The sequence below is a fragment of the Marisediminicola sp. UYEF4 genome, from assembly GCF_040546025.1.
GTDB lineage: Bacteria > Actinomycetota > Actinomycetes > Actinomycetales > Microbacteriaceae > Marisediminicola.
Genome location: NZ_JBEPNA010000035.1, coordinates 1 through 3,785, shown reverse-complemented (window position 1 = coordinate 3,785; position 3,785 = coordinate 1). Strand labels below are relative to the sequence as shown.

The 3,785-nt window shown below is 54.1% G+C and carries 2 rRNA genes; both read right to left on the bottom strand.

Annotated elements, in window-relative coordinates:
- Positions 1 to 1,560: ribosomal RNA gene (locus ABIB15_RS15220) — 23S ribosomal RNA — on the bottom strand; the annotation flags it as partial.
- A 432-nt stretch (positions 1,561 to 1,992) separates the two neighbouring features.
- A 16S ribosomal RNA gene (locus ABIB15_RS15215) occupies positions 1,993 to 3,511 on the bottom strand.
- Positions 3,512 to 3,785 lie beyond the last annotated feature (274 nt).

Sequence of the window (3,785 nt, the reverse complement as noted above, 5' to 3'; positions counted from 1 at the left end):
ACTTAGCATCACTGGATTAGCTTGGGCGGTTCTTCGTCAGTACGGGAATATCGACCCGTTGTCCATCGACTACGCCTGTCGGCCTCGCCTTAGGTCCCGACTTACCCAGGGCGGATTAGCCTGGCCCTGGAACCCTTGTTCTTTCGGAGGACGGGTTTCTCACCCGTCTTTCGCTACTCATGCCTGCATTCTCACTCGTGTGGCGTCCACGGCTGGTTTACACCGCCGCTTCACTCGCCACACGACGCTCTCCTACCACTCCGCACGCCTGGACACCCAAAAGGGTGCCGGGCTACTATGCGAAATCTACAACTTCGGTGGTGTGCTTGAGCCCCGTTACATTGTCGGCGCGGAATCACTTGACCAGTGAGCTATTACGCACTCTTTCAAGGGTGGCTGCTTCTAAGCCAACCTCCTGGTTGTCTATGCAACTCCACATCCTTTCCCACTTAGCACACGCTTGGGGACCTTAGTTGGTAGTCTGGGTTGTTTCCCTCTCGACGATGAAGCTTATCCCCCACCGTCTCACTGCTGCGCTCTCACTTACCGGCATTCGGAGTTTGGCTGACGTCAGTAACCTTTTAGGGCCCATCGGCCATCCAGTAGCTCTACCTCCGGCAAGAAACACGCAACGCTGCACCTAAATGCATTTCGGAGAGAACCAGCTATCACGAAGTTTGATTGGCCTTTCACCCCTATCCACAGCTCATCCCCTCCATTTTCAACTGAAGTGGGTTCGGTCCTCCACGACGTCTTACCGTCGCTTCAACCTGGCCATGGATAGATCACTTCGCTTCGGGTCTAGGACATGCGACTGAATCGCCCTATTCAGACTCGCTTTCGCTACGGCTACCCCACACGGGTTAACCTCGCCACATATCACTAACTCGCAGGCTCATTCTTCAAAAGGCACGCTGTCACCCCTACTAAGGAGGCTCCAACGGTTTGTATGCAAACGGTTTCAGGTACTATTTCACTCCCCTCCCGGGGTACTTTTCACCTTTCCCTCACGGTACTTGTCCGCTATCGGTCATCTGGGAGTATTTAGGCTTATCAGGTGGTCCTGACAGATTCACACGGGATTTCTCGGGCCCCGTGATACTTGGGATACTTCTCGGACCATTACGACATTTCAACTACAGGGCTGGCACCTTCTATGGCTGGGCTTTCAATCCCATTCGTCTATATCGCGCTGTAATCCTTGCAGTACGGCAGTAACTGCTGAAAAGTCCCGCTACCCCGACCATGCAACGCCTGCCGGCTATCACACATGATCGGTTTGGCCTCTTCCGGTTTCGCTCGCCACTACTTACGGAATCGCTTTTGCTTTCTCTTCCTGTGGGTACTGAGATGTTTCACTTCCCCACGTTCCCTCTACCCGCCCTATATATTCAGGCGGGAGTCACCAGGTCGTCTTACAACGCCTGGCGGGGTTTCCCCATTCGGAAATCCTCGGATCACAGCTCTATTATCAGCTCCCCGAGGCTTATCGCAGATTTATACGTCCTTCTTCGGCTCCAGATGCCAAGGCATTCACCGTTTGCACTTAGAAACTTGATGACAAAATTACACAAAGATCCAGCAAATAAATTTGCTTGATCTAAATGAAGACATCACGCAACACCCGACCCGAAGGCCGACCATTACGAGTGTCTAAGATGCTCGCGTCCACTGTGTAGTTCTCAAAATACGGGCGGTACCCAACGGGCCAAACCACAGGCTTGTCCCGACAAGGTCCAGAGTTACAGTCCGACAACACCGAAGTGTCAGCCGGCCCGGTCCCTCAGGACCCAACAGCGTGCAAAAGACCAGAGCTGCTAACCACTCCCGTTCCAATCGAGCCGCAAGCGACACAACGTACTGAGAGGCAGAAAACCTACCTGGCCACAATGTCAATGTTCCACCCATGAGCGCCACCGAGAAACGTATGTTCTCGAAATGACTTGGCACCTTTACCGGCTGTATACAGACCGAGGTGCACATGCTCCTTAGAAAGGAGGTGATCCAGCCGCACCTTCCGGTACGGCTACCTTGTTACGACTTAGTCCTAATTACCGATCCCACCTTCGACGGCTCCCTCCAAAAGGTTGGGCCACCGGCTTCGGGTGTTACCGACTTTCATGACTTGACGGGCGGTGTGTACAAGGCCCGGGAACGTATTCACCGCAGCGTTGCTGATCTGCGATTACTAGCGACTCCGACTTCATGAGGTCGAGTTGCAGACCTCAATCCGAACTGAGACCGGCTTTTTGGGATTCGCTCCACCTTACGGTATTGCAGCCCTTTGTACCGGCCATTGTAGCATGCGTGAAGCCCAAGACATAAGGGGCATGATGATTTGACGTCATCCCCACCTTCCTCCGAGTTGACCCCGGCAGTCTCCTATGAGTTCCCACCATTACGTGCTGGCAACATAGAACGAGGGTTGCGCTCGTTGCGGGACTTAACCCAACATCTCACGACACGAGCTGACGACAACCATGCACCACCTGTATACCGACCTTGCGGGGAGAACATTTCTGAACTTTTCCGGTATATGTCAAGCCTTGGTAAGGTTCTTCGCGTTGCATCGAATTAATCCGCATGCTCCGCCGCTTGTGCGGGCCCCCGTCAATTCCTTTGAGTTTTAGCCTTGCGGCCGTACTCCCCAGGCGGGGAACTTAATGCGTTAGCTGCGGCACAGAATCCGTGGAATGGACCCTACGCCTAGTTCCCAACGTTTACGGCATGGACTACCAGGGTATCTAATCCTGTTCGCTCCCCATGCTTTCGCTCCTCAGCGTCAGTTACGGCCCAGAGATCTGCCTTCGCCATTGGTGTTCCTCCTGATATCTGCGCATTCCACCGCTACACCAGGAATTCCAATCTCCCCTACCGCACTCTAGTCTGCCCGTACCCACTGCAGGCCGGAGGTTGAGCCTCCGGATTTCACAGCAGACGCGACAAACCGCCTACGAGCTCTTTACGCCCAATAATTCCGGACAACGCTTGCACCCTACGTATTACCGCGGCTGCTGGCACGTAGTTAGCCGGTGCTTTTTCTGCAGGTACCGTCACTTTCGCTTCTTCCCTACTAAAAGAGGTTTACAACCCGAAGGCCGTCGTCCCTCACGCGGCGTTGCTGCATCAGGCTTTCGCCCATTGTGCAATATTCCCCACTGCTGCCTCCCGTAGGAGTCTGGGCCGTGTCTCAGTCCCAGTGTGGCCGGTCACCCTCTCAGGCCGGCTACCCGTCGTCGGCTTGGTGAGCCATTACCTCACCAACTACCTGATAGGCCGCGAGTCCATCCCCCACCAAAATTCTTTCCAGCTCCTCACCATGCGGCGGAAGCTCGTATCCGGTATTAGACACCGTTTCCAGTGCTTATCCCAGAGTGGAGGGCAGGTTACTCACGTGTTACTCACCCGTTCGCCACTAATCACCCCAGCAAGCTGGAGGTCATCGTTCGACTTGCATGTGTTAAGCACGCCGCCAGCGTTCGTCCTGAGCCAGGATCAAACTCTCCGTAAATGTTTGATTGCCAGACAACCGAAGTCGCCGGCACATCTAGTGCCCCAAGCCACCGGCCTGTTCTTTGACAAAACAGTGGCGGACAAGGAGCAAGTTTGAAACTGACAGAACAAATCATTACTGACTTGCTTTGTTGTTTAAATGTATTCCAAAGGAATCTCCTGCACTTCACCCGCTAGAAACGGGATCCACACACGAGGTTTTTGGCATTTGACATTGTGCACGCTGTTGAGTTCTCAAGGATCGGACGCTCCTGCACCACACCCTCACAGGG